Below are 24,037 nucleotides of genomic sequence, written 5' to 3'. Positions count from 1 at the left end.
TCTATCCGGCGCGTACGGGCGGGCGCGACCCGCGAGCGGTCGCGTCCGCCCGCGAGAGGTCTTCCGGAGCGAAGCGACCGATGGCTCGGCAGAGCGTGCCTCTGACGGTCGATGAGCGGAGCGAGTGAGCGAATCGGTTGGGGAGGCGTGTGGTCCGCGGTCGCGGTGCTGTGCGGTCTCGATTGGTTCAAGCCCGAGGTAGTTTCCCCGCCTCGCCGCGCTCGGCGGTTTACCTACCTCGCAATCGAAGGCCGTTTATCCCCCTCGTGTCTACCCCCGACCACAATGCGACCGCCCGGAGCCGACACCGTCCTCGTGCGTCACGCCGACGTGGGCGTCAAAAGCGGGAAAGTTCAAGCCGAGATGGAGCGACGGCTCCGGGACAACATCGAAGCCATCGTCCGCGACAGGGGCATCGACGCCGAAGTCGAGCGGCGGTGGTCGCGCATCCTGCTCCACGCCGACGCCGACTCGGTGGACGCCGCCACCGACGCCGCCGCCGACACGTTCGGCGTCCGGTCGGCCAGCGCCGCGGTGGTGGTTCCACCGGAGCGAGACGCCATCGTGGACGCGCTGGCGCGGACCGCCCGCGAGCATCGGGATTCGGTCGGCGACACCTTCGCCGTGCGTGCCCGGCGCGCGGGCACCACGGACGCCCATCCGTTCACCAGCGAGGACTTGGAGCGGGAGGGCGGCGCGGCGGTCTTCGAGGAGCTTTCGGACCCCGAGGTGGACCTGAACGACCCGGACACCACCTTCTCCGTCGAGTGCCGGAAAGACGAGGCGTTCGTCTTCACCGGCAAGCGCGACGGGCCGGGCGGTCTGCCCCTCGGTTCGCAGGCGAAGGTCGTCGCGCTGGTCAGCGGCGGCATCGACTCGCCCGTCGCGGCGTGGGAGGTGATGAAGCGCGGGGCACCAATCGTGCCGGTCTACCTCGAACTCGGCGACTACGGCGGCCCCGACCACGAGGCCCGTGCGATGGAGACGGTCCGGCGACTCGCCGACTACGCGCCCAACTACGAGATGGGCGTCCGGAAGGTACCCGCGGGCGACGTGATGGACCTGCTCGCCGAGGAAGTCGGCCCGGCCAGAATGCTGGTCTACCGGCGGTTCATGTACCGCGTGGCCGAACACGTCGCCCGCGAGACGGACGCGACGGGCATCGTGACCGGCGAGGCCATCGGCCAGAAGTCCTCCCAGACCGCCCGGAACCTCGGGGCGACGAGTCGGGCTACCCACCTGCCGATTCACCGCCCGCTCCTGACGATGGACAAGTCCGCGATTACCGAGCGCGCCCGCCGAATCGGGACGTTCCGCGACTCGACGATTCCGGCAGGGTGTAACCGCATCGCGCCCGACTACCCCGAGACCAACGCCACGCCGGAAATCGTGACGAACGCCCAACCCGACGACATCTACGAGCGAGCGGAGCGAGCGGCCGCGAACGCGACGCTCGTGGACATCTGAGGGCGTGGGGAAATCGGTCGGCGGCGTGCTTCAGTTTTCTCGGAATCGGTCCGGCGTGCGCGAGCAACGCGCGAGGGACGAGTGAACGACCGCAGGGAGCGAACGAGGAGGTTGGAGGGACGAGGCGGCGGTGCGGTTGCGATTTTGATAGGCTCGAGCCTGTAGCTAGCTCTCCGTCGTCAATCCTCCCGACGAACTCGTCCGCTCGATTTCCGTCTCGAACGCCGTCGGTTGTAACAACATATTCATATGGTAAAACAATACGAGCGTATCTAAAAGCAATATTTACAATGCTATAAGCCGACGGAACCGTTTTTCACCCCGCCGGTCGCGCCTCCGTTCGGAGAGAGAGAACGATGCAACCCGTATCGAGGCGGCGCGTCCTCGCGGCGCTCGGAACCGGCGCGTTCGGGTTCGCGCGTCGGCGGGACGCCGACGCGCTCGCCGAGGATTCTGAAACCTTCCGCGCGCTCGTGGACGACGCCGAATCCGTCGCCACGGATTCGCTCGCCGACGAATCCGCGACTTTCGGCGCGTGGCTCACCGGCGCGAACGAGCGCCCGCCGGTCGCAACCGACGCCTTCGGGTTCGCCGTCTTCGCCGTCGCGCCCGGCGAGCGAGCAATCGACTACTGGCTGGTCGTCGCCGACGTAGAGAACGTCGCGGAATCGCACATTCACAAGGGACCGCCCGACCTGAACGGGAACGTCGTCGCGTACCTGTTCGGTCCCGCGCAAAAGCCCGTGACGACGACCGGCCCGCTCGCGTCGGGGCGACTGACCGACGACGCGATGATTTGGCCCCTGACCGACGTGGCCGGGATGGTCGAGCAGATGCGCGCCGCGAACGTCTACGTCAACGTCCACACCACCGCCCATCCCGCGGGCGAGATTCGGGGGCAGATTCGCCCGCTCCGCGGCTGAGACCTCGCCACGGAACGAAATCGCTTTACGGCGCAGGGTCCATCCGTAGCGTGTGACTCAGGTCTGTCTCGTCGGTTCCGAGGGCGTGGACCTCCGCACCGAACTGGTCTCGCGCGAGACCGCGCGCGAGGCGCTGGCTACCTACGACCCCCGCGAGGAGTTCCGCAACTCGCTGACGGTCGAGACCATCAGTCTCGGGTCGGCCGTCGCCCTCCTGAACGACCTGAACTGGTATCTCGTCCGGTTCGCCGACGACGCGTTAATCCTCGAACCGAGCGTCAGCGAGACCGAGTGGCTCTCCCGTGACCTCGCGGCGGCGGTCCGCGACGGCGAAGTCGAACCCGAGACGACCGACCAGTATCTGAAGGTGTACGGCGTGACCGACGACGACGAACTCGTCGAACCGATGTTCGTCGCCCGACGCGACGACGGCGAGATTCCGGGCTACGACCTCCGGGACGTGGACGACACCGTGGTCGTCCGGGTCGCCGAATCGGAGTTCGGCCGCTGAGAAGCCCCGCGCCGCTACTCGGTGCGCCGACGAAGCGCGCGCCACCCGACGACGCTGAAGGCCACGAGAAGCGCGCTCGTGCCGAGGAGTCCAATCTGCGGGTGTCGCGTCGGCGCGGCGTGGGCGAACTGGAGACCCGCGAGCGGCGGCGCGAACGCGAAGAGCGCGACCCCGCCGCGACTCGCCGCGCCGTCGAGGACGCCCGCGAGGGCGATTGCGAGACCACCGGCGAGCGTGAACCCCACGACCAGCACCGGCCCGAGCGCGACCCACGCCCCGAACGGGTTGACGAGTTCTTTCTCGACCGCGACGTACAGAACTGCGGGGAGGTACGCCGCCGCGGTCAACACGACGCCGTGGACCGCGACGAGCGCCAGAATCGACGCGACGGTCTCCGTCGAGGCGTCGTGTTCGAGTTCGGTCGCGGTCGTGATGCTTCCGAACTGCCAGCCGTGGAGCAGGACCGACGCGAAGGTGAACCCGACGATGCTTCCGAACAGGCCCACCAGATACGGTCCGTGATAGACCAGCATGACCAGTGTCGCGGCGTGAGGCCACGCGAGACCGGAGTAGTACGCCGACGCCGTGGTCCGGACCGCTTCGCGGGTCGTCGGCGTGAGCGTGCCGGGGTCGAACCCGGTCGAGACGACGAACAGCGCCGCGACGAGACCGCTGGCGACCGACCAGAGATACAGTCGCCGACGTGCGAGCAGTCGGCGCGTCAGTTTCTCGTCCATGCGCGAAACCTCTCGCCAACCGGACAAAAATCGGACGTTCCCGTCCCGCCGTCGCTCAGAGTTCCCGGTCGCGGACGTACTCGGCGAGTCCGTTGACCGCTTCGCGGAGGTCCGGTAGCTCCTCGTCCGGCCACCCGAAGTACACCCACTCGCGGTACTCCTCGTCCTCGTGGCGCTTCGGCCGGTTCTTGCGCTGGGGGTCCGCGACCGGCGCGGCGTCGAGCGCCCGGTCGGAGAGTCCCGTCTCGACCTCCACGAGTCCGCGGTACTGGATGGCGTCGGCCACGCTCGTCCGCTGAATCTCGCAGTTTCGACCCTTGTACGTCCATCGCTTCGCAGTCTGCCAGAGTATCATCGGGGGTATCGCTCTGGCTACGTCGTATCGGGGTAGGGAAAATAGCTTTCGGTGTTTTACGGGCGAAGGAAAGCGGTCGTGAGGTCCGGCCGATTTTCTACTCGAACATCCCGGTCGAGAGGTACCGCTCGCCGCTGTCGGGGAACACCGTCACCACGAGCGGGCAGTCGTCGTAGCCGTCGAGTCCGCCGCCGTCCGAGCGGAGGCCCGACGACTCGGCGGACTGCTTGCCGCCGTCGGAGGCTATCAGTTCCTCGATTTCGTCGGGGGTCTCGGGGCAGTTCAGGTCGGGTTGAGCGATGCGCTCGGCGACCCGGTTGGCCGCGACCGAGGCCGCGCCCGACGACTGGCCGACGAGGATGCCCTCTTCGCGGGCGAGTCGGCGGGCCTCCGCCTCGGCGTCGTCCAGCGCGACGGTCTCCACCGAGTCGATGAGGTCGGTGTCGAGCAGGTCGCTGACGAACCCCGGACCCATCCCCTGATAGTCGTCCTCGCCGGACTCGCCGGTCGAGAGGACCGCGTTCTGCTCGGGTTCGACAGCGACGACTTCCATGTCGGGGAACTCCTCCAGCAGGCGCGAGGCGGTGCCGGTGATGGTGCCGCCGGTGCCCACGCCCGCGACGAAGGCGTCGATTTCCCGGCCCTCGACCTGTTCGAGAATCTCCTCGGCGGTGGTTCGGTAGTGGGCTTGGGCGTTCGCAGGGTTCTCGAACTGGCCCATCTGGACGACGCCCTCCTCCTCGGCGAGGCGGTCGGCGCGCTGGCGGGCCGAGTCCATCTCGCCCTCGACCAGTTCGAGGTTCGCGCCGTAGGCTTTCAGGAGCTTTCGGCGCTCGGGCGACTTCGAGGCGGGCATGACGATGGTGAGGTCGTAGCCGCGGGCGGCGGCCGCGACTGCCAGACCGATGCCGGTGTTGCCGCTGGTGGGTTCGACGAGGTGGTCGCCCGGCGAGATTTCGCCCGCGCGCTCGGCGGCGGCTATCATCTCGCGCGCTGGCCGGTCCTTCGCGGACCCGCCGGGGTTGAACCCCTCGACTTTGGCCGCTATCGTCGCGCCCTCGGGGGCTGAGACGCTGACGAGCGGGGACCCCACTGCGTCGAGGATTGAGTCTTTCATTACCTGCGAGTAGGAACGCGCGGTATAAACGAATGACGACTGGTGACACTACGTGCCGGAAGTGCCAAACTTGCCGGTTCTCGTGGCGTGCGCTCGTAACGTCTTCCACTCCCGGCGCGTGCGGGCGCGGTCTTGCTGAGCGAAGCGAAGCAAGGCTCGGCAGACGCGGTTCGTCTTCCGGTGTCATCGGAAGCGAAGCGACCGATGGCTCGGCAGAGCTTGCTCTGCCGGTGTCTGCGCGAACGGACGTGAGCGCAGGCTCGTCGGAACTCGTTTCCGACGGTGGCCGAGGACCGCAGGCCGCAAGGCCGAGGCTTGTGCGACGCGAAGCGTCCCGCCGACCTGCGACCGACGGTCGCAGGCAACGCAGTCGGTTGGAGAGGGCGTGGCCCGCGGTTGCGGGCCGGTTCTGATCGGCTCACGCCTGTCGTTAGCTAGTTTCCTCGTCGTCGTCTCGTCGCCGTCCCGTCGCTCTCTCGTCGTCTTGCAACGTCAGCTCAACCAACTACACCATTCCTTCACGAACAAAAATAGCTACAAAAGCAATAAAGACAATCGTCTGACTCCCGTGCAGTCTCCGCCGGGACCCGTGCGACTAAAGCCATCGAGCGACAAGCCCCGGACATGGAGACGACCGAACCGAACCCGACGTGGGACGCCAAAGCACACAGCGAGACCGTAGACGTTCTCGAATCCGCTGTCGCCGAAGTCACCATCCGAGTCTGGGGTGCCGACTGGTGTGGAGACTGTCGCGCCGCGCTCCCCGACTTCTTCGCGGCGCTGGAGTCCGCGGGCGTCCCGAACGACGAGGTGGAGGTCTACGAGGTAGACCAGAACAAGGACGGCGAGAAGGTCGATGAGTACGACGTGTCGCTCATCCCGACCATCGTGGTCGAACGCGACGGCGAGGAGGTTGCCCGCTTCGAAGAGAGCGAGGACCGCCCCGCCGCCCAATACCTCGCCGACCAGTTGGTGGACAGCGACGCGATGGTCTGAGACGCGCCGCGCTCTTTCTCCGCTTCCGACCTATTCGCTCGCGTCCGCCTCGGGGAACCACTCGTCCGTCCAGAGCAGTTCCTCGCCGACGACGACCGGTGCCGAGTAGTCTCTGAGACTCGCTTCGAGTTCCGCCCACGAGTTGGTGAACGTCTCCAGCGGACCGGGGACGACGTAGAAGTCGGGGTCGTCGTCGCTCTGGAAGTGAGGTTGGGCCGCCGACCCGATTGGGAACTTGGTCGTGGCGTAACTGACGACGGTGTTCGAGACGGTCTCCTCGGAAGTGAGCGCCGCCATCGAGTCGCAGTCTAACTCGAACAGAAGCGGGTTGCCGTTCTCGCACTGGGCGATGGTCACGCTCGGGTCGCCGACGACGACGTAGTGGCGGCCGATGGCGGTGAACTCCTCGACGATTTCGAGCGCACTACCGACGCCGAACCCGTAGTTGAGCAGGCGCGCGAACGTCTCGCCCACCTCGACCGCCCCGAGGTTGTCCACGTCGCCCCAACTCACGATGGCCGCCCGCGCGCCCGCCTCAACCAAGGAGACTCCTTGGTCGTGGGACCGACAGGCGTTCAACAGGATGGTGGTCGCGCCGGTCTCCGCGAGCGTTGCGGCGTCCAGAATCCCGTCCCGGCAGGCGAACCCGCGGCCGTCGATGTGGCCGATGAAGTGGAACAGGTCGTGGTCCTCGGCCAACAGCGTCCGGAGTTCGTCGGTCGAAACGTCGAACCGGCAGTCCACGTCGAACGGAATCATCTCGCGCGTGCCGTACACCTGCGAGACGGTGTCCCACTCCTCGCGCATCCCGTCGTCGTTGCACACCACCGTCACGTCGATAACGCCGTCAGTGGGTTCCGACCGGTCGTGGTCGAACGCCTCGGCGAGGAGTTTCGCGCCGTGGACCGGCGTGCCGTCGCCGACCCACGCTCGCTCCATGGCGTCTGTCTCGGGCAGGGGTACGTACTCGCTGGAGTCGGGCACGCCGGTCGCTCGTTCCTCGGCGTCTGTCGGCAGGTCGAGACCCTCGTCGAATCGGGGACTGCGCTTAAACGAACTCAGCGCCTCGCGCTCTCGGGCGCGCCGCGCGTCGGGCGACGGCGACGACTCCGCGCCGGACTTCACGCGGACCAGCGAGAGGTCGTTGACGACGAACGGGAGGAGTTCGACGCTCTCGGCGACGGGACGGACGTGAGTGACGCGACTCCACGACGGCATCGCGTCGGCCAGCACCGACCGGGGTACCGAGAGGTACGCCGCGAGTTGCTCGCCGAGGGGTGCGCCGTACAGGTCGGCGAAGTCGAGGTCAACGACGGGTTCGACCGCGCGGCGTTCGGCCGTGTCCATCGGGTGAATCCCCTCGGTCCGGGTCACGCAGTCGAGGAGGAACACCTGTCTCAGGACTCGAACCACCTCGTCTTCGAAGCCACGCTCGGTGTCGAGGCGGTGGACGAATCCGTTCCCGGCGGTCAGTCGCGGCGTCTCGCCGGGAACCACGTCCGCGCCGAGGTAGTACGCCAGCGGCGCGACCGTACAGACGTGTTCGTAGTCGGCCGGGACGTGGAGCGTGACCCCCGTGCCGGGCGCGTCCAAGTCGTCGGGTATCGCCAGCTCGTCGCCGCGTTCGACCCGCGGCGGATGGCCCCGAAGATTCGGCCACGACCGCTCGCACGCCGTCGTCTTCAGCGCCGACCCGAACGTCGAGACGGCCGCCATCGCGTCCTCGGGGTCGTCGGAGACGGTGATTGTCGCGGCGGGCGAGTTGTGCGAGGACCGCGCGCCGAGTTCGATTGGGGTCGGGCCGCCGAACTCGAACTCGACCGCTTCGGTGGTCGCTTCGACCGACAGCGACGACGAGACCCGGACGTAGAGTTTGACGGGCGCGCTCACTTCGAGCAGATAGTCGTCGTCGGCCAAGTCGAAACTCCCGTCGTGACCGGCGTCGAGGATGTGTGACCCGTCGCTGGCGTCGCGGACCGCGACGGGGACGTTGTACGGGAGCGTGACCGCCGAGGTGGTGATGCGACGGGCGACCGACACCGGGTAGGCGAACGCCTCGGTGTCGGCAGGGGTCAGCGACACCTCTTCGGGCGTGTAGAGAACGTAGCGGTTGCTTTCGATGGGGTCGAGAATCTCTACCCCCGTCGAGTCACCGAGTGGGTCGAATCGTGGGCGCATACTGGTTGACCGTCCTACCGTCGAATCGTCGGAGGGCGACCGAGGCGGGGTCTCAAAGCGGGAGCCAGTTGGTCGTCAGGTCGTGGCTCGGAACGTGCCAGCGCTCTTCGGCGTGATGGTTGTGTTTCTCGGAGTCCACAGCCCGAACCTCCACGACGGCGTCGAACTCGCCCGCGAGTCGCTCGACGCGGGTGCTGTCGTACGGTTCGGTCAGGACGTAGTGGCCCATCGCGTCGTAGTCCCGGACGTAGCCAGTGACGACTTGCAGACAGCGACGGACCACGTTCTCGTCGTAGTGTTCGAACAGGGCACCGAGCGAGTCCACGCCGACGCGCAACTGGGCGGGACTGAGCGTCCCGGCGTGGCGGTTGAACGCCGCCATCGACTCGGCGATTTCGGCCTGTAGACCCGCGAGTTGCGGGTCCACGACTCGCCGCTCGGAGAGGGCGTCGAGCGATGGCGCTTCCGACTGGCCGCCCGCGTCCACGACCGACCGCGGCGGCGAGGCGTGATTGATGATTTCGGTCATCTCGGTGAACGTTCCGGCCATCTCCTCGGGGTCGGGCAGGCGCTCGACCACACTCTGGGCGCTCGCGTCGGTGACCGCGAGCAGGCGGTATCGAGGCTCGTCGGTCCCGCCGAGCAGACCGCCGCTGGCTTCCGTAAACAGGCGACGGGGCGCGTCGCCGACGACCAAGAGGTTACAGCCGTCGGCTTTCAACTCCCGCAGCACGTCGAGAAACCGCGCCGAGCCGTCCGACTCTGTGAGGTCACTTTCGGAGCCGTCGCCGCGGTAGCCCGAACTCCCTGCACTCATTCGCCAAATAGTTGAAGATGTATGTTTAATAAACTTTCGCACACGGGTGACGGAAATCTGACGGCGAACGGCCCTCAGCGCGCCGCCCTCGGTTCCCGCGGACCCGGCCTGCGGCCGTCGTCACTCGCCGTCCGCCCAGTCGAGCGCCTCGGCGAGGTCGGTGGTCGGCGGCGAGCAGGTGAAGTTCCGACAGACGTAGGCGGTGGGTTCGCCCCCGCGCTGGTTCCGGTCGGCCCAAATCGGCGGGACCTCGCCGAGACCGAGGCGGTCGAGCCACGTCGATAGCTCGTCGTCCTCCGGCGGGCGACGCGACAGCAGGCGAGTCGGCAGGTACCGCGCGGCGAGTTCCTCGCGCCACGGCGCGGGCACCCGGTCGGCGACCACCGTCACCTCCAGCGACCCGCGCGCGTGCCGGTCGGCCGCGAGCGCGAGCGAGGCGTGCTGGAGCGGATTCGAGCGAACCTGCTGGCCGCGAGTTTCGAGGACTCGCTCGGCGATGTCGGCGAAGTCGTCGTCTGCCCGGAAGTGCGAGAGCGCGAGCAAGGTGTCGGCCGCGACGCCGAGGCTCGACGGGGTGGACTGGTCGTGTGGTTCCTGCGGGCGGGCGACCAACTCCTCGCCGCTCTCGGGCGTGAAGTAGATGGTCCCGGCGTCCGGGTCCCAGAACTCGGTCCGGACGGCGTCGGCGAGGTCCAGCGCGAAGCCGAGGTGGTCGGGGTCGCCGGTGGTCTCGTAGAGGTTCAGCGCCCCGCGAGCGAGGAAGGCGTAGTCTTCGAGGTAGCCCTCTATCGCCACGTCGCCGTCCTTGAACCGCCGGGACAGCGTGCCGTCCGCCTCGTCCCAGAGCGTCTCGCGGACGAATCCGAGGGCGTCCGCGGCGAGGTCGGTCCATCGCGCGCTGTCGTCCAGCACCAGCGCGCCCTCCGCGAGCGCCGAAATCAGCAGGCCGTTCCAGCCAGCCAGCACCTTCTCGTCGCGCCGGGGTCGGACGCGCTCGGCGCGGGTTTCGAAGACCTGCTGGCGGGCGCTCTCGACGGTCTCCTCGACTTCGGACTCGCTCATCTCGTACTCGTCGGCGAGGGCGGGGATGGACTCGCTGACGGTGAGAACGGTCTTCCCCTCGAAGTTGCCAGACTCGGTGACGCCGAAGCGGTCACAGAAGAGGTCCGCGGCGGTGTCGTCGGCCACCGCGTCGCGGATTTCTTGGGGCGTCCAGACGTAGAACTTGCCTTCCTCGCCCTCGCTCTGGGCGTCGAGCGTGCTGTAGAATCCGCCCTCGGGGTGGGTCATCTCGCGCTCGACGAACTCGAAGGTCCGGCGCGCGGCCTCGGCGTACCGGTCGTCGCCCGCGACCTGATAGCCCGCGAGCATCGCGCGGGGAATCTCGGCGTTGTCGTAGAGCATCTTCTCGAAGTGGGGGACGACCCACTCCCGGTCCACGGTGTAGCGGTGGAAGCCGCCGCCCGCGTGGTCGAAGATGCCGCCTTCTGCCATCGCCGAGAGTGCTTCGGTGGCGACTTCGCGGTACTCGTCCGCGGTCTCGTCGTCGCCCCGGTCGTCCGCGCGGTCGGCGGCCCGCAGGAGGAGGTGGACGCGTCCGGTTTGAGGGAACTTCTGGCCGGTCCCGAACCCGCCGTGTTCGCGGTCGGCGGACCGGACCGCGGCGTCGGCGGCCGATTCGAGCAGGTCCTTGCCGGGTGCCTCGCCGGGGTCGGGGACCGATTCGAGTTCGCCCTCGATGGCGTCGGTCCACTGGTCGGCCCGGTTCTCCATCTCTCGGCGGTCCTCGTCGTCGGCCCACGAGTCGGCGATGCCGGTCAGCAGGTTCCGGAAGCCGGGTCGCCCGCGCTTGCCTTCCTTCGGGAAGTAGGTGCCGACGTAGAAGGGTCTGCCGTCGGGGGTAAGCCACACCGAGAGGGGCCACCCGCCCCTGCCGGTGACGGCCTGCGAGATGGTCTGGTAGATGCTGTCGAGGTCCGGGCGCTCCTCGCGGTCAACTTTGATTGGGACGAAGTTCTCGTTGAGAATCCGGGCGATGCCCTCGTCCTCGAAGCTCTCGTCTTCCATGACGTGACACCAGTGGCAGGCCGAGTAGCCGACCGAGAGGAAGATGGGTACGTCGCGGTCCTCGGCGGCGTCGAGGGCCTGTTGGTCCCACGGTTGCCAGTTGACGGGGTTGTCGGCGTGCTGGCGGAGGTAGGGACTCTCCTCCTCGTCCAAGCGATTGCGCTCGGCGGGTCCGGCGTCGGTGTCGGTCATGGCTACACCGAGGGGCTTGAGCGACGTAAAGTCGGGGCTTCGGGGACGGACTTCCGGACCCCCGGACACGCCGTCTTCGACCCTTCCCCCGGCGCGCGCCGCCCCTAACTCTCGACCCCGGCGCGTGCTGGCGCGACCGCGTAGCGTGTCGCGCCCACGGCGCGCGAGGGACGAGCATCGGAGCGACCGGAGGGAGCGAGACGCGCAGTCGGTTGGGGAGGGTGTGGCCCGCGGTTGGCGGTGCGGGGCGGTGCTGTGCGGTCTTCATCGGAGTCGGGAGTAGCTAGCTCCCATGACTTTCGGCCGTCACGCCGAGAGTAGAAATCCGGCGGGAGTCGGGAGTAGCTAGCTTCTCTCGGGGTTCGTCGTTCTCGTCGCCATGTCCACCACCGACGACATTCTCATTCCACAACTCTCTCTCACTCCACACCTCTCACTCCACACCTCTCACTCCACACCTCTCACTCCCGAATCCCTTCCATCCGCTCGGTGTAGTCCCAACTGTACACCCGCCGCGGCCGTATCCGAATCCGCACCTCGTCGCGGTCCGGCGAGAGCAACCATCGCGCCAGTTCCGAGTCCGTCCCGCCCAGATACCGCTCCAGCAGGTCCCGGAGGACCGCCTTGTCCTCGTCGCGCGAGAGAGTGGCACTGCCGTTGCCCCGGACGCCGCGGTACGGCGGGTCGTTCGCCGACACCTCGAAGGCGACTTCCGAGTCGTTGCGGAGGTACGTCACCACGTCGGCCTCCGCCCACGTCGAACACTCGAAGGTGCCGTCGCGGTAGCGGTACCAGAGCGCGACCATCCAGAGCGACTCGTCGGGCCGGTGGCAGGCGACCCGAATCGGGACCGCCGCCTCGTCGAGGTAGTTTTCGACTTCCTCGGCCGTCCACGCACCCCTGAAGGAGGTCATGAGTCGTGGTACCACGCGGCGGTAGATAACTCTCCGGTCGCTTTCGCCCGAGCGAAGAGAACGAATACCCGATTCTTAAGAAATAGAAATATTGCTTAGAGAACGAAGGATGTGTCCGGGTTTCGCCCAGATACATTGATGCTCGCTCCCGACGTAGTAGACTCGATTATGACCGAAACAGACGTATCTGAAGCGTTCGGCGACAGCCTCGTGAGTACCTGCCGGACCGCGCTCGGCGACACGCTCCGGACCGTGGTCTACTTCACGCCAGAGGCGTTCGACGTGCTGTACCTCCGGTCGGACCTCTACGCGGGCGACCCGAAGCGCGTCCGCGACGTGAAAAGCCGGTTCGTGGACAACGAGCGACTCGGCTTCGACTCCCAAGAGACTTACCGGCGTCTCCACGAGGACTCCGACGCCGAACCGGACATCGGCGAGTACGAGTTTACCATCCGGGTGTTCTCCGACGGGTTCGTGAGTCGCGTCATCGTCGGCGACCACGGCGTTCTGTTGACCACCGACAGCATGGACATCAAGAGTTTCGAGGAGTTGGCGATTTCGCTCCGGAAACTACTGGCCGACGAGTCGTCGTAGGGAACCGCGACCGCCAGTGAAATCCACATTCTTGCACACTTTCGGCGGCGATAAGAGCAACCTTTACACTCCCTTGCCTACACCTTCCGAGCATGAGCGAAACAGTCCTGCTGGTCGGTGGCGGCGGCCGCGAACACGCGATTGCCCGCGCGCTCGGAGACAGCGAGGCGGACCTCTACGCCTGTGCTGGCAACCGCAACCCCGGCATCGCGGCGCTCGCCGAAGAGTTCGAGACGCTGGAGACGACCAACCCGAAGGCGGTCGTCTCCTACGCCGAGGACGTGGGCGCGACCCTCGCAGTCGTCGGCCCGGAGGGTCCCCTCGCGGCCGGAGTCGCCGACGCGCTCGACGACGCGGGAATATACGCCTTCGGCCCGAACGAGGCCGAGGCCCGCATCGAGACCGACAAGGCTTACCAGCGCCGGTTCATGCGCCAGCACGACGTTCCGGGGTGTCCCGACTTCGAGACGTTCGACAGCATGGACGCCGCCTGCGATTACATCGACGACTACGACGGCGACCTCGCGGTGAAACCGGCGGGTCTCACCGGCGGCAAGGGCGTCCGGGTCACCGGCGACCAAATCACGAAAGAAGAGGCCAAGGAGTACCTCCGCGATTCGGACTACGACCGCGTGGTCCTCGAAGAGCGACTGGTCGGCGAGGAGTTCACCGTTCAAGCGTTCGTCGCCAACGGCGACCTGCGCGTCACCCCGGCGGTGCAGGACCACAAGCGCGCCTACGAGGGCGACGAGGGACCGAACACGGGCGGGATGGGAAGCTACAGCGATTCGGGACTCGCCCTGCCGTTCATGACCGAGGACGACTACCACGAGGCGGTCGATGTCCTCAAGGCCACCGTCGAGGCCCTCGACGGCTACAAGGGCGTCCTCTACGGCCAGTTCATGCTGACCGCCGAGGGCGTGAAGGTCGTGGAGTTCAACGCCCGGTTCGGCGACCCCGAGGCGATGAACACCCTGCCCGTCCTCAACACCGACTTCCTCGACGTACTCACCGCCGCCCGCGAGGGCGAATCACTGCCCGAACTCTCGTTCGCGCCGAAGGCGACGGTCTGCAAGTACGCCGTCCCCGAGGGCTACCCCACCGACCCGAAGGCGGGCGCGAAAGTCGAAGTAGACGAGGAGAGCGTGGCACGGAGCGCCACGGAGTCGTCGAGCGCCGGAGACGCCCTGCTCTTCTACGCCAGCGTGGACGAACGCGACGACGGCATCTACACCACCACCTCCCGCGCGTTCGCCGTGGTCGGGGTGGCCGACACCATCACCGAGGCCGAGGAAATCGCCGAGGACGCCCTCGCAGTCGCTGGCGAAGAGGGTCTCGACGTGCGCCACGACATCGGCAAGCCCGACCTCGTGCAGAAGCGCATCGACCACGTGAACGAACTTCGGGGCGAGTAGACCGTCGTTTCGCGTTTTCAGCGGCCACCTGAGACGCCGAAGGCGACCCATAACAAACCCCCTTCTGGTCGTTGGCCCGGACATGTCCAAGCCCGACGACCTCGCCGCCGAGTCGTTGACGCCCGACCAAGCCCTCGACCTTCTCGGCGACGGCCAGCGACGGCGCGCAGTCGCGGTCCTCCGGGAGTCCGACGGTCCGATGACGCTCGGCGAACTCGCCGCCGAGACGGTCGCTCGGGGCGACGAAACCGACTCCGGTCCCGACCCCTCGGAGGTGACGACCGACCGGCGCGAGCGAGTTGCGACGCGGTTGCACCACGTCCACCTGCCGCGACTCGACGACGCCGGGGTCGCGGAGTACGACCCGATGGCGGGAGAGGTCGAGTTGACCGAAGTGGTCGAGGAGTTGGACCCGTACTTCGAGGTGGTGGAAGGGAGGTAGACAGTTCGGTGCTATCGGTGGATGGAGCGCGTAAGAGTAAAGAGGAACAACGCGATTAACAACGCACCGAAGAAAGCTTCAGTTGTCGCTACGAGCCGTGCTGATAGTTTCTCAAACTCACCCGGACTCGCGTGAACAAGCGTTGTGAACGATTCCATACTTGAGACAACACTATGTACTAAAATTGACTGTTCTCCATCAATATTCCCCCAATTAAGGTACTTAATCCCCATCAGGAATATAATTGCAAATATAACAGTAATAATAAAAGAGGTGCGGATAACGCGGAGGGGTTTTTCACCATAGCCGGAGGCACATTCAAATAATTTGTTACCTAAGAACTGTGCTAAATGTGATTGGCTGAAATTTTGAAGCCTTGAGTGGGCAGATTCTTTTAAATATTTTGAAATCATTTTAAATCCTCCTATATTACTCTCTGGAGAAAACCATTTCATTGCTACAGACTCCACATTGCCCAGCCATGTTTATCCAACACGGTCGACCCGGATTTTATAATGGATTGTGGCTAGACATCTAGAACCCCTGTATTCCGCCATATGAAATTAGAGTGTGGGAGGATACGGTCGAAAGGACCGTCCGCCATCGTACGAACTAAAGACCGACCCGACTAACGACATCGTGTGACCGACGAGAGCGACGACACCGACCCCACGCGCCGCCACGACCGAATCGCGCGCCACGCCACCCCGGGACCGGGCAACTCCCTCCAGTCGTGGACCCGCGCCAAGCATCCCCTCCGCGTCGCGCTGAACTACGTCGTCGTCGTCCTCGCGCGCATCTCGCCGAGTCTCACGCTCAAGAATCTGCTCCTGCGCTCCATCGGCGTGACGGTCGGCGAGGGCGTCTCGTGGGGACTCGAATCGACGCCCGACGTGTTCTGGCCCGAACTCGTCACCGTCGAGGACCACGCCATCGTGGGCTACGACGCGACGATTCTCTGCCACGAGTTCCTGCAGGACGAGTACCGGACCGGCGAGGTGGTCGTCGGCGAACGCGCGATGATAGGCGCGGGGGCCGTAATCCTGCCGGGCGTCGAAATCGGCGAGGGCGCGAGCGTGGCCGCCAACTCGCTGGTGACTCAAGACGTGCCGCCCGGCGAGACGGTGGCCGGGGTGCCCGCCACGCCGATGGGGTCCGAGGAGTCGACCGACTGACTACCCCAGCAGGAACCGTCTGACGCCGAACTCCGCGAGCGCGAGGATGCAGATAGCGACGACCACCGGCGGTCCGAAGACGAGGGGGTAGAGCGCGATTGGGTCGGTTTCGCCGTTGACGCCGAGGAACAGGAAGAGGACGACCACTGTCCCCGCGAACGCTCCGGCGAGCGGTGCGACGAAGCGCCAGCCGGCGTAACAGTAGTACGGAATCGCCACCTGCAGGCCGACGACGAGGAAGTTCAGCGTCAGTACGACCGCGAAGGTACCGGGTTGGTCGAGCGCCGCGGACGGCAGGCCCACCGTGGCGAGTCGCGCACCGGCCCAGACCGCGAGACAGAAGGTAGCGTAGGCCGCGCCGCCGCCGATTGCGAGGACCGCGGGCCGGGGGAGCGACTCCCGAAAGCCGTAGGGGAGCGTCGCGACGAGTGCGCCGACGGCCGAGGCGACTGCGAGCGTCAGCGCGTCACTTCCTAACACTGGGTCGGGTGTGCCGGGCATCGAAGTCGTCCTCCGGTCGAATCAGTCCCGAATCCGGACGACGCCCTGCTGGAACACCCTGCTGTTGGGGATGATGTACTCCTCGCCGTCGTTTTCGATGCGGGTGACGAACACGTCCACCTCTTGGACGATGCCCCTGTCGTCGCCGACCCGAACCTCGTCGCCGATGCCGTAGGGTTGGTTCAACAGGAGGTAGACGCCCGCCGCCGACGAGCGCAGGAGGTCCCACAGCGCCACCGCGCCAAAGAGGATGACCGCGAGGACGTAGGCCCCGAGTAGGATGAGCAGGGCCTCGATAGCGACGTTGACCTGTCCCAGCGCGACCAGCACCGCGAGGTAGACGATGGTGTACTTGACGAGTCGCGGGATGACGCCGACCTCCGGGAGTTTGACCGACCGGAGGCGCTCGCCCACGACGAGTTCGGCTTTGTCGGCCACCACGAACCCGACGATGAACACGAGGATGGCGATGAACAGGTCGGGGATGAACGTCAGCACGCCGTTCCAGAACAGGCGGGCGTTCAGGAGTTCCGCGACGTTCAGCGCGATGAGGACGCCCACGCCGTAGATGAACCACGAACTCAGTCGGGAGACCAGCGAGACGGTGTCTGTGCCGAGGCTCTGGGCCGTGCGCTCGAAGGGGGTACGCTCTACCGCCTCGGGGACGCCCGCGGCGGTCAGGAGTCGTCGGTTGAGTCGGCCGACGACGTAGCCAGTAATCAGGCCGACGACGAGGATGAGAAACGCGAGGACGAACTGGAACTGGTCGCGGAGGAGTACGTCGAACTCCCCCTGCATCAGTACTCCTCCGGGTCGAGTTCGAGGACCAGCTCACCGCCCTTGAACGCCCGGACGAGTCCGTCGCTCTCCGAGAGGACGATTGCCGTGGCGTTGGTCTCGCGGGTGATGGCCCCGGCCGCCATGTGTCGCGCACCGAGTCCCTTCGGGATGTCCACGCCCTCTGCGGAGGGTTCGAGGTAGCGGTACGCCGAGACGATTTTGCCCGCGTCGCTGATGACGAACGCGCCGTCCAGACGCGAAAACTCCTTGAGCATCACGTTCACGATAGGGTCGCCGACGTGGACGTGGGACTTCTCGAAGGGGTTGTACGAGAGGGGCCGGGACTTGTTCATCACCTTCCCGGCGTCGCCGACGACGAACAGCGCGCCGACCGGTTCGCCCTTCTGACCCTTCTTGCCGAGTTCGATGGCGACTTCGAACACGTCCCGGATGACGCCGGGGTCGGCCCGCGAGTTGGCGAACAGGTCGTAGACGCCCGAGTGCATCGAGTCGCTGGCCCGCGCCCGCGTCACGGTGTCGATGCTTCCGTCGAACATGCTGACTGCGCAGACGACGACGTCGCCGTCCTCGACGAGACCCTGCTCCATCGCACCCTCGATGCCGAATCGAATCCGCTCGTGGACGCTTTCGAACTCCAGCGGCAACTCGACGAACGAGTCGGCACCGACCGAGTTCTCCGGACCGACGACCACGAGGTCCAAGTCGGCGTCGAGGTCCGCGTAGCGGTCGTAGTAAGACCCGCTGGGCGAGAACAGAAAGGCGGCGTCGGCGTCCTCGGTAATGTCCCCCAAGAGTTCGCTCAGGTCAGCCATTACCCGAAACGACTCAGCGACCGGAGAAAAGGTTTGTGGGTGTATATGTCACGATATTTCCTATTTTGGGCGTGTCGATTCGACGCCGCTACCGGAGTCGCTCCGACGACGAGCGAGTCTATGCCAACGGTCGGACCGGTTACGGTTCGCGGTCGAACAGTCCGTGGTCGCTGTCGGTCTCGCTACGGGCGGCCGACGCCCCGGCGTCGTCCCTGTCGCCGTTGGCCGACACGACCACGGATTCGATGCTCCCGAACGTGTCGCCCTGTCGTCGGTCTCGCTCCGAGTCCGGCCCTGAGTCGGCGGAGTCGGCGACGAATCCCGCGCCGAACACCGCGAGCAGTCCGACCGCGTACGCGCCGACGGCCGTCGGCGGCAGGTCGGCGAGGTGGCCCGTCCACCCTCCGGGGAGCATCGTCCAGAACGTCACGAGACCGACGGCCGCGACTGCGGTTCCGCCGCCCGCGAGTCTCCGGGACCGACTGGTCGTCGCTGTCCGCGCGAACAGAAGCAGAAACGCGACTACCAACAAGACGCCGCCGAACAGGGCCGCGACTTTGAGCGCACCGGCCTTCCCCAAGCCGAATCCGGCCACCAGACTCGCGGTAGAGGCGACGACTCCGACCACGGCCACGAGGCTGCCACCGAGTAGGAGTACGGCCCGTGCTACTGCCCGCCAGCTAACCCTCTCGGCGTAGATTCCCTCCAGCTCAGACATATACTCCCTGATATGTCTGGGTGACGGAAAAGCATACCGGACGGTATCATCGCTGATACTCTCGTCTCGGTGGGGGGAAAACGGCTACCATCTCGAAGGTCGATTGATAGTAATTACCACAATCCTTATCCGCAGATTCGACTTCGACCGACGTTGCAGGTCCCCGGAGACAGACACGCTACGTGGCGCTCGCCGAGTCGTTCGCGCCGAAAATGCGCGGGACCGGATTTGAACCGAGTGCAAGACGGTCCGGGCATGCGGCCTGCGGCCGTTCCGGGCGTGCGACTTGCAGGGTTCAAATCGCTCCTGCTCTTCCGCATTTTTCGCTTCGCTCAAAATTCGTCATGCGCGGGACCGGATTTGAACCGGCGGACCCCTACGGGATAGCGTCCTAAGCGCTACGCCGTTGGCCTGGCTTGGCAACCCGCGCGCACTCTCCACTTCCGCCGAGGGCGACAAGAAACTGTCGTTCTTCGGGCCGCGGGTTCGACCGACCGGACCGCGTTTCGCGGACGGGGGACCGACGGAAAGAAACCTATACAATTGTCTAAGCAATTTATATAATTCTTTAAGAAATATAAAAATTTCTAGGGGTATCCCGACGGTCCGACCGGACCGTCGGGACGCGCTCGGCCGACCAACCGCCAGCGAACGCCGGACTCACCAACCGCCGGGCGGGGCTTTCGAACCGGCTTCGTCGTGGCTCCTGCGGTCACGATACGGTATTCAGCGAACGAACCGCGACCGCCAATCCGAAGCGAGCGCGATTTCGGCGTCGAACCACCCGAGACCCTTATGTGAATCGGGTCGCAAGGACTCGGCGTGTATCGGGCACGCGACTACGTGGAAAACGAGCGATGGCTCGCCGAAATCGAGCAGGCCGCGGACCGACTGGAACTCGGCACCGCCGCGCGCTCGCGGGCGACGGACCTCTTTCTCTCGACGGTCTCCGACTGGGAATCCACCGAGGAGCGAGACGCCGACTCCCGGCGGGCAGTCGTCGCGGCCAGCCTCTACGCCGGGTCGCTCATCGAGGGCGACCAGCGCTCTCAAAGCAACGTCGCCGACGCGGTGGGGGTCGCGCGACTCACGATTCAGCAACGGTGGAAGGACTTGCTCGAAGAGGCGGGACTTCAACCGCCGTCGTGGTAGCGCGCCGGAGGCGAGGTGGTTTGGTCCGGGTACGGTCGAGGGCACGCCGAGGAGGGCCTCACAGACGCCTCTCGCGCCGGTATCGACCAAAACTCAAAGTCGTGAGAAGTCCCGGAGTCGTGAAAACCAGAGGTCGGGAACTCACTCGCGCTCGGCCTGCCGACCCTCTCGTTCGGGTGTCAGATTCCCGTACTGGTCGATTTCGCCCTTGACGATGCGGGTGCTGGAGATGATGTCGCCGTCCTCGGCGTGGACGTGGGCGACCACCTCGACTTCCAGCGGGTCGAACCCGCGCTCGCGTCGAATATCGTTGATGCGCTCGGCACCGTCGGTCGTCTCCGGGGAGACGACCAGCGCGTCGAACTGCGATTCGGTGGCGATACCCGTCGGTTCGGTCAACTCGCGGACCTCGAACTCCCGGTCGTACTCGTCGGCGAACTCCGCGAGTACGGCCTCCAAGTCGGCCTCGCGCTCGTCGAACGGGCGGACGTATCGGTCCTCGTGGCGCGTCTTCGGCGCGAGTTCGTCGCTGGTCAGACCGACCGTCACGTCGCCGAGTTCGAACGCGCGCTCGAACAGCGCGCGGTGGCCGTCGTGGACCGGGTCGAAGGTCCCGCCCAGGGCAACCCTCATACCCCCGCGAAGGGTACCCCGCGGCTTAGTGCCTTCGGAATAGCGTCCGGCGTCCCGAATTTTACTCGTCGCCTTCTTCTTCCTCGGCGGGGTCGTCTTGCTCCTCGACGCGGATGCTGACCGGTTCGCTGGTCTCGGCAGTCTCTTCGGGTTCGAGGTGGTCGTCCAAGTTGAACACCGTGTTGAGTTCGTCCTGAATCTGGCCGACGATGCCGCCCACGAGGTCGCTGGGCGCGATGGCGGTGTACTCGTAGGGGTTGTTGCCCGCGCCCTCGCTCTCGCGTTTGCGGCGCTCTACCTTCTCTTCGTCGTGGAGTTCGGCGAGCGACTCCCGGACCGTCGAGGGATACAAGCCGGTTCCCTCGGCGATTTCCTCGCTGGTGCTGTAGGGCTGTTGGCGGAGGTAGACGTAGATTCGCGCCCGCGTCTCGGTGTCGAGTACCCACGACAGCAGGTCCACGATACTCTGGTCGAACTGGTCTACCGCTCGGTCGGCCTCCTCTTCGAGGCGCTCGCGGCCCTTCGAGATTCGGTCGCGTTCACCCTCGCCTTCGACCGGCACGTCCTGTTCGACCGACAACTCCTCTTCACCGGCCACCTCGACGTTCACTTCTTCGGTGAGGTCGCCCTCGTCGTCCGCTTCGAGTTCTTCCTCGACTGTCACGCCGTCGTCCACGTCCTCGATTTCCGCCTCTTCTACGGTGTCGTCCTCGACGTTCACGTTCTCGTCGTCTGTGTTTTCCCCGGACATGTCCTCTCTACGAGGACAAAAGCCACGGGCGAGTAAAAACCTTGCTTACGGGTACTGGGCCGTCTCGACTCCGATTCGGGCGGCTACTGCCGGGTCAGGACCAGCGACTCGTAGAGGGCTTCGACGCCCTCCTCGTCCCGAATCCGTCGCTGGCGGGTCGCGCCGCTCTCGCCGTCGTAGATGTCTCGGATGCCCGAGACGCCGAGTCGGTCGCACTCCCGGTCCACGACTTCGCCGAGGTCGATTTCGCCCTCGCGGTCCCGCCGAATGAAGGCGGCGTCGTGGCCGTAGCGCATCGCGCGCCACTTGTTCTCGTCCAGCAGTTCCCGGCGGTGGCGGTATCCCGACTCTCCGTCCTCGTAGCGCGCCGCCAAGTCCCGGACCAGCGCGTGGGTGTACTCCACGAACGCCATCACGCGGTCGGGATTGACCTGCCCGTCGGGGGTCCGGACTTCGACGGTGCCGAGACCCGTGTGGGGTCGCACGTCGTACCAGAGTTCGCCCCGGTCGGCGATGGACTCCGAGCGGAGCATCGTCTCCTCGAACGCCGCGAAGTCGTCGTAGGAGTCGAAGCAGGTCGGCATCCCGGTGTTGGGCAGGGCCTCGAAAATCTTGGCCCGCGCCGACTGGAGACCGGTGTCGAAGCCGTTCCAGTACGGCGAGTTGGCCGACAGCGCGAGCATCACCGGAAGGTACCACCGAATCTCGTTGGCTATCCAGACGGCTTTGTCGGCGTCGTCCACGCCGACGTGGACGTGGAGACCGGTCGTGGTGTTTCGGTGCTGGGGGTACTGAATCCGGTCGAGTTGCTTGCGATACCGGGGCTTCTCGGCGTGTTCGAGTTCGCGCCACAGCGCTCCGGGGTGGAGTCCCGCCGCCGCGATTCGGAACCCCTCGCTCTCGGCGTGGTCCACCAGCGCGTTCCGGACCGCCAGCAGGTTCTCGCGGGCGTCCGCGAGGCGCTCGATTTTCGGCGTCTGGGTCTCGATGACGCACTTGAACAGTTCGTGGTCGAGTCGCTCGTCGAGTATGTCGGGCGGGTCGGTCTCGTAGACGAGTTCGTCGGTCCCGGCCGTCGGGCGGCCCCGTCGGTCCACGACGTAGAACTCCTCTTCGATGCCCAACGTGCCCATCTCCGCGAAGCTCTCAGCCGAACCCGAGTCCATTTTCCGGAATTTCGCAACCCGACCTATAAATAGTTCCGGAGACGGCACGAACGGGCGCGAGAGGGTCCGCGCCCGAGACGCACCTACTCGGGGCGAGCGACCACGCCGAGGTGGTCGTCGTGGTACGGTTCGAGTCGCGCCGTCTCCAGCACCTCGTAACCCTCCCGGAGGTCGGCCAGCGCGTCCTCGAACACGTCGTCCGGGTCGCGGGTCACGTCCTCGCTCCGGGCCTTGATAGCCGCCAGTAGGCGGCCGTCCTCCCGGAGGAACCGGCGGTTCTCGACCGCCACGCGCGCCTGTCCGCGCGTGGCTACGTCCTGTACGATGGCGTCCACGTCTGCCTCCACGACGTGGGCGTAGGTCTCGGGCTTGCGGGCGTCCTTCAGCAGGGGGAAGAGGTTCGGTCGGTCCTCGGCGACCCCAACGAGGTCCCTGACGGGACGGGGCGCGAACTCGACGGCGTAGGTGGGTCCGGCGAAGTCGGCGACGTGGCTGACGGTCGTTCCGCTGGCCGCGCCCAGATAGAGAACCGTCTCGCCGCCGTCGAGACCGGTGTCGAGTCCGGACTCTATCATCGCCGCGAGTTTCGACCGCCCGGCGTCCCAGAGCCGCCACTCCTCGTCGGTGGGTTCGCCGTAGACCGGCGGGCCGCGGGTCGCCAGTCGCTGTCGGCCGTCGAACGCGCGGCGTTCGACGCCCTCGGGGAGGTCGGTCACGCCTCACCACCCGCCTGCTCGTCGGCGTTCTCCCCGCGGATTTGGGCCATCCGGCGCTCCAACTCGTCGTCCAACTCCGGCCTGCGCTCTCCCGAATAGTAGTCCACGCGCGCGGCGATGGTCAACTTCCCGGCGAGCGCCCGCGCCGCCGACCCGCGTTTCTCGGGTCGGGTTCCGCGGACGAACTCGTGGGTGAAGATGACGCCGTGCTTGGGCGAGGGCGCGCGACCCCGGAGGTGCGCGAACAGCGAGTCCTCCGCGCCGAGGACCTGCACGGTCCCGGAGGGCTTCTTGGCGAGCGGTTCGAGACCCCCGGCGAGCGAGATTAGCCGCGCCGCCAGAGTCGGCCCGGCCAGCGCCGCGAGGTTCGGCGCGACTTCGGGCGTCTCGCGTTCGATGAACGCCCGGAGCGCGTCGGACTCGTCGGCGAGGTCCGCGGTCCGGCGGGCCAGCGAGACGAGACGCTCCTCGACGGGCGACTCGGGTTCGCGGGCGGCGAGTTCGCGGGCGTACCCGACGCCGGTTCCGGCGTCGGGGTAGCGGCTTCCGGCCCACTCCGCGACTCGCTCGGCGAGTTCGTTGGCCTCCGACGCGGCGTCGTCCATCGCCCGGACCGCGTGGACGAGTTGCTGGTCGTCCGCGCGCTCGCGCTCCGCCGCGCTCTCGCGTGCCGCGCGCACGGCGGCGTCGTGGAGTCTCGCGTAGTAGTCGTCCTCGTCGTCGGCGAACTCCGCTTCGACTGCCCGGCGGGGCCAGTCGTCGGGCGCGTCGGCCCGCCCGTCGCGGATGGCGGCCGCGCCTGCTTCCGCGTCGTCGGGCGAGACGCCCTCGAACCACCCGGCGCGCTCGGCGTCGGGGTGGGTTCCGTCGTCGGTCATGCCCGAGGA

The 24,037-nt window shown here is 66.5% G+C and carries 26 protein-coding genes and 1 tRNA gene; 9 read left to right on the top strand and 18 right to left on the bottom strand.

Annotation, left to right across the window (positions count from 1 at the left end; translation table 11 throughout):
• Positions 1-285 precede the first annotated feature (285 nt).
• The 3 genes from P2T60_RS08050 to P2T60_RS08040 all read left to right on the top strand — a co-directional run bounded on the left by P2T60_RS08050 (position 286) and on the right by P2T60_RS08040 (position 2,901).
• Positions 286-1,467 (top strand): tRNA sulfurtransferase, encoded by a 1,182-nt coding sequence (locus P2T60_RS08050; protein WP_276282036.1) that lies wholly within the window; start codon positions 286-288, stop codon positions 1,465-1,467.
• 356 nt (positions 1,468-1,823) lie between these two features.
• A complete protein-coding gene (locus P2T60_RS08045) occupies positions 1,824-2,390 on the top strand; it encodes a CHRD domain-containing protein (protein WP_276282035.1) in 567 nt (188 codons plus the stop codon).
• 52 nt (positions 2,391-2,442) lie between these two features.
• Positions 2,443-2,901, top strand: coding sequence for a DUF5804 family protein (locus tag P2T60_RS08040; protein WP_276282034.1), 459 nt, complete (start codon positions 2,443-2,445; stop codon positions 2,899-2,901).
• A gap of 14 nt (positions 2,902-2,915) precedes the next feature.
• On the opposite strand, the gene P2T60_RS08035 is transcribed toward P2T60_RS08040, so the two are convergent.
• The 3 genes from P2T60_RS08035 to P2T60_RS08025 all read right to left on the bottom strand — a co-directional run bounded on the left by P2T60_RS08035 (position 2,916) and on the right by P2T60_RS08025 (position 5,110).
• Positions 2,916-3,638: a hypothetical protein gene (locus tag P2T60_RS08035; RefSeq protein WP_276282033.1), complete on the bottom strand. Its 723-nt coding sequence runs from the start codon at positions 3,636-3,638 to the stop codon at positions 2,916-2,918.
• Between the two features lie 55 nt (positions 3,639-3,693).
• Positions 3,694-3,993 (bottom strand): hypothetical protein, encoded by a 300-nt coding sequence (locus P2T60_RS08030; RefSeq protein ID WP_276282032.1) that lies wholly within the window; start codon positions 3,991-3,993, stop codon positions 3,694-3,696.
• A 97-nt stretch (positions 3,994-4,090) separates the two neighbouring features.
• Positions 4,091-5,110: a PLP-dependent cysteine synthase family protein gene (locus P2T60_RS08025; RefSeq protein WP_276282031.1), complete on the bottom strand. Its 1,020-nt coding sequence runs from the start codon at positions 5,108-5,110 to the stop codon at positions 4,091-4,093.
• 624 nt (positions 5,111-5,734) lie between these two features.
• On the opposite strand from P2T60_RS08025, the gene P2T60_RS08020 reads away from it, so the two are divergent.
• Entirely contained in the window at positions 5,735-6,106 is a 372-nt protein-coding gene (locus P2T60_RS08020) for a thioredoxin family protein (protein ID WP_276282030.1), read from the top strand.
• Between the two features lie 30 nt (positions 6,107-6,136).
• On the opposite strand, the gene P2T60_RS08015 is transcribed toward P2T60_RS08020, so the two are convergent.
• The 4 genes from P2T60_RS08015 to P2T60_RS08000 all read right to left on the bottom strand — a co-directional run bounded on the left by P2T60_RS08015 (position 6,137) and on the right by P2T60_RS08000 (position 12,274).
• Positions 6,137-8,284: a CHAT domain-containing protein gene (locus P2T60_RS08015; RefSeq protein WP_276282029.1), complete on the bottom strand. Its 2,148-nt coding sequence runs from the start codon at positions 8,282-8,284 to the stop codon at positions 6,137-6,139.
• Positions 8,285-8,336: 52 nt separating this feature from the next.
• Positions 8,337-9,101: a DUF7504 family protein gene (locus P2T60_RS08010; RefSeq protein WP_276282028.1), complete on the bottom strand. Its 765-nt coding sequence runs from the start codon at positions 9,099-9,101 to the stop codon at positions 8,337-8,339.
• A gap of 120 nt (positions 9,102-9,221) precedes the next feature.
• On the bottom strand, positions 9,222-11,360 hold the full coding sequence (locus P2T60_RS08005; RefSeq protein WP_276282027.1) for a thioredoxin domain-containing protein: 2,139 nt from the start codon (positions 11,358-11,360) through the stop codon (positions 9,222-9,224).
• Positions 11,361-11,821: 461 nt separating this feature from the next.
• Entirely contained in the window at positions 11,822-12,274 is a 453-nt protein-coding gene (locus P2T60_RS08000) for a pyridoxamine 5'-phosphate oxidase family protein (protein WP_276282026.1), read from the bottom strand.
• Positions 12,275-12,442: 168 nt separating this feature from the next.
• On the opposite strand from P2T60_RS08000, the gene P2T60_RS07995 reads away from it, so the two are divergent.
• The 3 genes from P2T60_RS07995 to P2T60_RS07985 all read left to right on the top strand — a co-directional run bounded on the left by P2T60_RS07995 (position 12,443) and on the right by P2T60_RS07985 (position 14,725).
• Entirely contained in the window at positions 12,443-12,868 is a 426-nt protein-coding gene (locus tag P2T60_RS07995; RefSeq protein WP_276282025.1) for a DUF7522 family protein, read from the top strand.
• A 92-nt stretch (positions 12,869-12,960) separates the two neighbouring features.
• Complete coding sequence (purD, locus tag P2T60_RS07990; RefSeq protein WP_276282024.1) at positions 12,961-14,283, top strand: phosphoribosylamine--glycine ligase; 1,323 nt, start codon at positions 12,961-12,963, stop codon at positions 14,281-14,283.
• A gap of 82 nt (positions 14,284-14,365) precedes the next feature.
• A complete protein-coding gene (locus tag P2T60_RS07985; protein ID WP_276282023.1) occupies positions 14,366-14,725 on the top strand; it encodes a DUF7344 domain-containing protein in 360 nt (119 codons plus the stop codon).
• A gap of 11 nt (positions 14,726-14,736) precedes the next feature.
• Here the strand turns inward: P2T60_RS07985 and P2T60_RS07980 are convergent, their stop codons facing one another.
• On the bottom strand, positions 14,737-15,138 hold the full coding sequence (locus P2T60_RS07980) for a hypothetical protein (protein WP_276282022.1): 402 nt from the start codon (positions 15,136-15,138) through the stop codon (positions 14,737-14,739).
• A gap of 228 nt (positions 15,139-15,366) precedes the next feature.
• Between P2T60_RS07980 and P2T60_RS07975 the strand changes: the two genes are divergently transcribed.
• Positions 15,367-15,900 carry an acyltransferase gene (locus P2T60_RS07975; RefSeq protein ID WP_276282021.1) on the top strand — a complete coding sequence of 178 codons (534 nt, stop codon included), beginning with the start codon at positions 15,367-15,369 and terminating at the stop codon, positions 15,898-15,900.
• Here the strand turns inward: P2T60_RS07975 and P2T60_RS07970 are convergent, their stop codons facing one another.
• From P2T60_RS07970 to P2T60_RS07950, 5 genes are all read right to left on the bottom strand, one after another.
• Entirely contained in the window at positions 15,901-16,401 is a 501-nt protein-coding gene (locus tag P2T60_RS07970) for a hypothetical protein (RefSeq protein ID WP_276282020.1), read from the bottom strand.
• Between the two features lie 21 nt (positions 16,402-16,422).
• Entirely contained in the window at positions 16,423-17,199 is a 777-nt protein-coding gene (locus tag P2T60_RS07965; protein ID WP_276282019.1) for a mechanosensitive ion channel domain-containing protein, read from the bottom strand.
• Entirely contained in the window at positions 17,199-18,014 is an 816-nt protein-coding gene (gene dacZ, locus P2T60_RS07960; protein ID WP_276282018.1) for a diadenylate cyclase DacZ, read from the bottom strand. Before dacZ ends, P2T60_RS07965 begins: the two co-directional genes overlap by 1 nt.
• Positions 18,015-18,153: 139 nt before the next feature.
• Entirely contained in the window at positions 18,154-18,732 is a 579-nt protein-coding gene (locus P2T60_RS07955) for a cell division protein CdpA domain-containing protein (protein WP_276282017.1), read from the bottom strand.
• Between the two features lie 345 nt (positions 18,733-19,077).
• A tRNA-Leu gene (locus P2T60_RS07950) sits at positions 19,078-19,162 on the bottom strand.
• Positions 19,163-19,554: 392 nt separating this feature from the next.
• On the opposite strand from P2T60_RS07950, the gene P2T60_RS07945 reads away from it, so the two are divergent.
• Positions 19,555-19,884 (top strand): cyclin family protein, encoded by a 330-nt coding sequence (locus P2T60_RS07945; RefSeq protein ID WP_276282016.1) that lies wholly within the window; start codon positions 19,555-19,557, stop codon positions 19,882-19,884.
• Positions 19,885-20,025: 141 nt separating this feature from the next.
• Here the strand turns inward: P2T60_RS07945 and P2T60_RS07940 are convergent, their stop codons facing one another.
• The 5 genes from P2T60_RS07940 to P2T60_RS07920 form a co-directional block, all read right to left on the bottom strand.
• Positions 20,026-20,517: a phosphopantetheine adenylyltransferase gene (locus P2T60_RS07940; RefSeq protein ID WP_276282015.1), complete on the bottom strand. Its 492-nt coding sequence runs from the start codon at positions 20,515-20,517 to the stop codon at positions 20,026-20,028.
• A gap of 61 nt (positions 20,518-20,578) precedes the next feature.
• Positions 20,579-21,046, bottom strand: a complete 468-nt coding sequence (locus P2T60_RS07935) for a helix-turn-helix domain-containing protein (protein ID WP_382210385.1) — start codon at positions 21,044-21,046, stop codon at positions 20,579-20,581.
• A 305-nt stretch (positions 21,047-21,351) separates the two neighbouring features.
• Complete coding sequence (locus P2T60_RS07930; RefSeq protein ID WP_276282014.1) at positions 21,352-22,434, bottom strand: glutamate--cysteine ligase; 1,083 nt, start codon at positions 22,432-22,434, stop codon at positions 21,352-21,354.
• An 83-nt stretch (positions 22,435-22,517) separates the two neighbouring features.
• Positions 22,518-23,150: a fibrillarin-like rRNA/tRNA 2'-O-methyltransferase gene (locus P2T60_RS07925; RefSeq protein WP_276282013.1), complete on the bottom strand. Its 633-nt coding sequence runs from the start codon at positions 23,148-23,150 to the stop codon at positions 22,518-22,520.
• The gene (locus P2T60_RS07920; RefSeq protein WP_276282012.1) at positions 23,147-24,028 is read right to left on the bottom strand and encodes an NOP5/NOP56 family protein; all 882 of its coding nucleotides are present in this window, start codon (positions 24,026-24,028) and stop codon (positions 23,147-23,149) included. The genes P2T60_RS07925 and P2T60_RS07920 overlap by 4 nt, the downstream gene beginning before the upstream one ends.
• Between the last annotated feature and the right edge of the window lie 9 nt (positions 24,029-24,037).

The organism is Halorussus caseinilyticus, assembly GCF_029338395.1.
GTDB lineage: Archaea > Halobacteriota > Halobacteria > Halobacteriales > Haladaptataceae > Halorussus > Halorussus caseinilyticus.
This window is presented reverse-complemented; position numbering and strand designations above follow the sequence as displayed.